Source organism: Bradyrhizobium genomosp. I (2014), assembly GCF_000261685.1.
Classification (GTDB): Bacteria; Pseudomonadota; Alphaproteobacteria; order Rhizobiales; family Xanthobacteraceae; genus Bradyrhizobium.
Window position 1 is genome coordinate 1 of sequence record NZ_AJQE01000436.1, and the last position, 5,906, is coordinate 5,906.

A 5,906-nucleotide genomic window follows, 5' to 3' on the forward strand; every position below is an offset into this window, starting at 1 on the left:
TCACGATCCGTGAAATCCGCAGTCTGCTGGGCGATCGCCTGCTCGCGCGTCAGGCGGGCCATTTCGACCGTCGAGACGCTGCCCGATTTGATCAGTGACGAGGCCCGCTCGACGGCGGCCACTGCCTTCTCCCGTCGCGCGGCCGCGGCCTCGATCGCCGACTGGATTTCGGCAATGCGCGCCTGGAGCTGGAGGATGCGACCGTCGCGGAACTGGGCCGCCTGGCGGGCGAGGTCCTGTTGCGCCGTCTCGGCGGCCGCAAGCTTGGCGGCGAAACTCGGGCGCTCATTTTCCATCCGGGACATCTGCCGCCGAAGATCGTCGAGCCGCACGCGATCGCCACGCGCGTTGACGACATGAAGGATCGCGTCGCCCTCATGGACCACGCTGAGTTGCGTCGAGCCTTGCGGCGGCTTCGCGCTCACGGTGCCGTCAATCGGCGAGCGCAACGTCACGATCCTGGCATTGACCACGGCCGCAACGCTCGAGGTCTGCAGCACGGCCTTCAGCGGCAACCATCCGAAGACGGCCACAATCGCAAGGCCAATGCCGACCTTGAGCAGGCGGCGAACCGGCGCGAGCCTGCAGGTACTTCGGGATGGGAAGCACTATCGCTGACGGGCTCGCTCACCGGCTCGTCGTGCGCCGGCTGCAACCGATCCTGCAAATCGCGCTGCAACCCTCGTGCGCCCGATTCCTCGTCCTTGCTGACGGACGTATGATCTTCGGGAACGGGCTTCTGCTGTTCCTGATTCTCTCCTTTTGTGAGACGTCAAGCCCAACATATTGCTTCATAGCCCCTCCGATTCGTGTGATTGCGTGCAGGCTTGAAGATAGCGGACCTTTCGTCCCGCGGGCGCCGACCGCAATTATGTCATCGTGTGGGGTCCGGACGCCGATCGGCGTCCCAAGTACTTGATTGACTTCGCGCGTACGGGGGTCAATGTTCAGCGTCGATTCACAGCCAACTCTATCTCGCCCACGGCGACATCAGCCCCTGAGTCGGTTTTGCAGTGCCTGCCGATCGACGACGAGCTGGTCCAGGTGGACTGTCTGCCCTCCTTGCTCCAATTGCCTAACCAGCGCCCGCGTCCCGTCCACGACAAAGACGCCGCAATCATAAGTGTTCTGCTGCTGGGCCATGCCGGCTGGCTCCAGGCGGAGGTGCAGCCTACTTGCGAGATGCTCTGCATGCTTTTTGTTGAGTCCCCTGTAGGAATCGTAGTGGTAGGCGACCGGCTGCCCCCGGTCACTGCGATCAACGAACAGCAGCGACCAATGGTTGCCGAGGTTATTAGGATCTTCAGGGTTGGCATTAATCACGGGCAGGAACAGGAAGTCGGCTGTATCATTAAATTCATCATCATGGACGATGCGCTGGAACTCGGTTTGCACGACGCCATCGTCGTTAGAGCCCAGATAATTTAGGACGATGAGGGGATTCACGAACCGCGTCCGGGCGGCGAGATCCGGATCGTTCCTCTGCAAATCCTGCTCCTGGAGCCGGTAATCCCTGTCGATATGCTCGTCGCCCAGCCATTCCGTGTCCTCGAGCACCAGCCCGTGGCCGTGAGACGAGACTGTCGGATCTAAAGCCCCGATCTGAGCGTTGGCGGAGGTGATCGGAAACGGCCGTACAGAATTAGCATCGTCGCGTGATTCGGACGGCGTGGGCGCAGTCAGATCAACCAATGGAAAACCGCGGTAGGTGTCCGAGCGCGCCCTGGCAGCGGGCGCCGGCGCAAAGTGAGCATCGTCGCGCAATTCCCACGGCGTGGGCGCATCCAGATGCACCAATGACTCAAGGCCGCCGTAGATGTCTGAGGGAGCCCTGCCGGTTGATGGTGAGGCCGGTTCTTGCATCTGCCGTCGCGCCAGCTCCTCGCGCAACCACGCCAAAGCTTCATCATCCGAGAAGGCTGGCGCCGGAGAAAGCCCCTGCGGCGAACCGGGCTGTCGAGCGCCCTGGTGATGCCCCGGTACTGGCCCGGCAAACAGCGGCCGAAAGTCAGGCGCCGGGGCCCAAGCATTGTCACGCAACTCGAATGGTGTGCGCGGATTCGGATTAACCGCTGCCTCAAGACCGGCGTAGGTGTCTGAGCGAGCCCTGGCAGGATGCGCTGGCGCAAAATGAGCATCGTCGCGCAACTCGGACGGCGTCGGCGCATTCAGATCAACAAATGGCTCAAGACCAGCGTAGGTGTCTGAACGGGCCCTGGCAGGATGCGCTGGCGCAAAATGAGCATCGTCGCGCAACTCGGACGGCGTCGGCGCATTCAGATCAACAAATGGCTCAAGACCAGCGTAGGTGTCTGAACGGGCCCTGGCAGGATGCGCTGGCGCAAAATGAGCATCGTCGCGCAACTCGGACGGCGTCGGCGCATTCAGATCAACAGATGGCTCAAGCCTGCCCTTAGCATGTGACGGGGGCCTGGATGGTGATGCTGGTTCGTGCAGCTGTTCACCCAACCAAACCCAAGCTCCCGCGCTTGGGCTTGCCGGCGTTGAGGGAAGATCCTGCGCCGAGCCGGGATGCCGATCGCCCCACGCGGCCGGCGAGCTCGGCTGCTCAGGGCCTGGCAGCCCCAGCTCTCGGTTCGCCTCGATGAGTTTTAAGTAGCTGCGAAGATGCGACAAATCGGGACGGTATCTTGCGCCTCCGGTCCGTTGGAACGCCAGCACATCGTTGTCCAGCGTTAACTGCTCCTTGCTAGAGCCGTTAAGTCGCCCGATGATGCTCCCTTTGCGATTCCCTTTAAGCCACGCACTCAGCGCGCGAAGACGTGTCGCCCGCTTTTGCGCAGACCCCTTATCCTTCGCAGTTTTAACATGTTTCAGAGCTTGGCTCAGCGCGCCCTCGATGAGGGGCGCATCTTCTGGATGAGGAACCAGGCGACGTGGGGCACCGAGGACGCGGGGTTCGGGAGCTTCGGCTTCTTCACCCCCACGCAAGAGCCGCCGGAGAACATCCAGGGCCGATGTAATGCGGTGCTGGGGGTCACGGCCCAATCTCCGGTACGCCGCAATTTCCTCATCCAGCGGTGTACCTTTTCGTAGCCGAGAAGCTACGGACCCCCCATGCTCTGCGTTGACCCAGCGAACAAATCTCCCAAGCCCGGAAACACTGTTATTGATGGCGCCTGGGGTGAGCTTGCGCCGCTTGGCGTCTACACGAAACCTCGCCAAGAGCTCCGCGTCTTCCCCCGGGAGCGGCTCGCCGATTAGCTCGTTTTGCGACAGCATCGGAGCCTGCATCTGCAATGGGGACGCCGCCAGTTGATGGGATGGCGTCTGCATCAGCTGCCGCTCAACGGCGACGCCCTGCGGATTGCTTAGCGTCTTCTGCCTCTTCGCTGATCTCAACTCCCCTATATCATGCTCATTGATGACGAGAACCTGCTCGCCTGGCCCGAGCGGGTTCCTGTGACGTTTATCCGTCAGTTCGTCGTCATGGTGGCGCCAGTTCAGGGACCCTGCAGCATCCAATGCCAGGCCATGCGGCGGTGAAACCCCATGGTCGGCGCGGGGCAAGTTCAAGTCACGAAAAGACCCTCCTGCATCCGCTGCTTGTTGATGGTGCGCAATTGTCTCGATAGGCGGCGAGGAGCTGGGTCCGTCCATCGTCTCCAAAAGCAGATCCTGCTGGTTCGCAGGCAGAGTCTCCGGCCAGCTGATAGCTCCGCTCGAGCTGTGCTGTGCAGTCGCGGCCCGGGTCCGGCTCGGCTCAGCGCGAACCGCGCCTTCGAAATCAGGAACGGGGCGAATATGAGGCCGGAGCTCGATCGCTCTAGCACCCGCCGGCGACCTCAGGAGATGAGCCAGTGCGGCCCCGGCTTTTCTGCGGCCACGGGGGTCCGCCTCCTTATACTGGCTGACATCATTATCCAGCGAGCCGTCGCCAAGTCGAGCAGCAATGCCGGGCTTATCGTTCTCACGGAGGTAATCACTGAAATCGATAAGAAGAGTTGCATACTTCCTGACGGTGTTGGCGGTGCCTGACGCTGCATCTTCCTTGTACCCTTTGATGAGATCCGCATCTTGGGAATAGGGATTCAGCTCAACCCGGCTTGCAATCGGCGCGATGCCGCCCGGCGATTGGGAGGCTCGAAGATGAACCAGTGGCGTAGCGATGGCCTGCCCCTCCTGCTTGCCGAACTCCAGGGCATCCTCGACCAGCGACTCTTCGGAAAGCCGGGCAGCAATGCCCGGCTTTCCGTTCTTTACGAGCCAATGCCCCAATCCGAGAAGACAACGTACATTGCGCCTGACGGTGCGCTCGGTGGCCCCAGCCTTGAAGAGTGCCGGCCCGAGCCCCTCAATAAGAGACGCATCGTCGGAATAAACAGGATCCATGCCGCTTCCTGCGAAAACCAAATTTGCATGGCCGAGCGGCAGCGCCGACGCATTCAGCGTCGTTCCACCGCCTTCACCGTGCGGAGCCGGCGTATATGGTTGCCCGCTCGCCCGCACGATGGGTCGCGCCTCAGATCGCGATGCATCCGCTTGATAGGCGCGGACCTGCATGAGCACGGGAGCGGACAGGACAGCGACCTCGCTCAGCTGCCGCTGAAAGGCCGCCGCCTCTGCCGACGAGTCGGCTGGAGAGGCATCTTGCGCGTCCACGCTATCCGTTTGTTGCCCCCCCGATTCATTGAGACGAATTTCATGTGTACTCACTTTCGAAGATGAAGAGCCTGGAGCGCTGATCGCATGCGCCTGGACTTGAGACGACACATCGCCGGCATTTGACGGTTCAGCTGCCAAGCGAAAGGAAGTTGGGGTCACGACGCTCCCGATCGAATTTCAATCGGACCCTGTTGTCGATCTGTTCGAGGAAGCCCGCGCCGGCTTCGAGCTCATCGAGGATTTCCTCTCGGTGAGAAACGGTCCACTTGATCGTGTCACCACAGCGACGCTCTGGCGCGGGACACCCAGGTAACTACATCCCGAGGCGCGCGAACTGCATCGACGCGTGCTCCGCCTCGGGAAGGGGATGCCACGGCTGGCCGCCAGCTGCGGTGCGCAACAAGGACCTACAGAACGCCGGCGTGAGCTTGCCGCGGTGGATCACGACGTTCTCGCGCCCCGTCGCAGCTCGAGCGCTCTGCCAGTCCTGATTGTAGCCGCGCTGGTCATTGGACTTCACGTGGCAAGCGGCGAACCCGGCATCGCTCAGCGTTGCCAACTGCCTGGCATGTACCGGCCGCTTGGTATGGATGTGCACCCACATCGGGCTTGGCGTCGCGCCATTGCGCAGGGCCTTGGGCTGCAGCTTGATCTCGAACAGTGTCCCCGGATCATCCTTCAAGGCGCGCGGTGAATTCACAGCCGCCAACTCCCCGGCCGCTCGCAACTGTTCAAGATACTTCTGGGACGGAAACGCGTAGGTCTTCATGCAATCGATCGTGATCACCGCCTTTTGCGCCGTGAAAGAGTTTGCCTGTCCCTGCACCTCGGACAACATCGCCTTGAGCCGGGCTATTTTGTCGTGCACTTCCGGCACTTGCGCAGGCGTGAGTAGGACACGTCGGCGAGGCTCCTCCAGCGCGGCTACACTGGCCTCAATCTCGGAGGCCTGTGTCTGCAGGCGCTTAACGACGAGATCCACGGCGTGATCGGCGTCCTCGGGCTTCCCGTGGCGCGCTTGCGAGACCGCGCTTTGCTGAGCCGGCAGATCGAACTGCAAAAGTTCGTCCAATCGCTTGAGTAATCCGGTCAGTGCGTTCCTGGAGGGCGGAGCCTGCAATATCTCCAGGTGCCCGGTCGCCGACGATGACGCCCTCGCGAGTGCCGCCTCCTCCGCGCTCGCGAGTTTCTTCGTACCCAGATCCGAGAGTACGATCACCTTGACTGTCGGGGCCGTGGCAGCGTCGGGCGTGGCGAGCTGCGGCTCGCGCGGCCCGGCC

2 protein-coding genes and 1 pseudogene are annotated in these 5,906 nt (G+C 62.1%); all 3 read right to left on the bottom strand.

Annotation, left to right across the window (positions count from 1 at the left end; all coding sequences use genetic code 11):
- Nucleotides 1–533, bottom strand: a 533-nt coding sequence (locus tag IC50_RS37375; protein ID WP_035716680.1) for a hypothetical protein, incomplete at its 3' end; no start/stop codon positions are given.
- 457 nt (nt 534–990) lie between these two features.
- The gene (locus IC50_RS37380; protein ID WP_244429722.1) at nt 991–4,785 is read right to left on the bottom strand and encodes a Ulp1 family isopeptidase; all 3,795 of its coding nucleotides are present in this window, start codon (nt 4,783–4,785) and stop codon (nt 991–993) included.
- 154 nt (nt 4,786–4,939) lie between these two features.
- Nucleotides 4,940–5,906 (bottom strand): annotated as a pseudogene (locus IC50_RS37385) (hypothetical protein); the annotation flags it as partial.